Origin of the sequence: Providencia sp. Je.9.19 (genome assembly GCF_051129765.1) — a bacterium.
Taxonomy (GTDB): Bacteria; Pseudomonadota; Gammaproteobacteria; order Enterobacterales; family Enterobacteriaceae; genus Providencia.
This window is the reverse complement of record NZ_JBCPSS010000042.1, coordinates 1-393: the sequence shown is the minus strand read 5'-3', so window position 1 is coordinate 393 and position 393 is coordinate 1. Positions and strand designations below refer to the sequence as shown.

General features: G+C 47.3%; 1 protein-coding gene. It reads left to right on the top strand.

Annotation, left to right across the window (positions count from 1 at the left end; genetic code table 11):
• Positions 1 to 225 precede the first annotated feature (225 nt).
• Positions 226 to 393, top strand: a 168-nt coding sequence (locus tag AAZR93_RS21625; RefSeq protein WP_434721046.1) for a cold shock domain-containing protein, incomplete at its 3' end; no start/stop codon positions are given.

Genomic DNA, 393 nt, shown 5'->3' with positions numbered 1-393 from the left:
CGCAGTATATACGAAAACGATTGCGCCGACATCCTTCCGGCGGAAGCGCGCAGGCCATTTTGCAAAATTAGTCCTGTAACCTGCTGTTTTAATAAGGAACGAAAAAATTTGCCCTGTCACGACGATTATGCGTTAATAACTGGCGGCGAAAGAAGACCTACAGAACGCAGGGCCTTCGCGCCGTAAGTGCCGTCAAGGCAGGTTTATCAAGTAAAGGAAAGTCAAATGACTAAGATTACCGGTCACGTAAAATGGTTCAACGAAAGCAAAGGCTTCGGCTTTATCACTCCAGCCGATGGCTCGAAAGATGTTTTCGTGCATTTTTCCGCTATCGTCAGCGATGGTTTCAAAACTCTGGCAGAAGGTCAGCAGGTTGAATTCTCCATCCAGGAC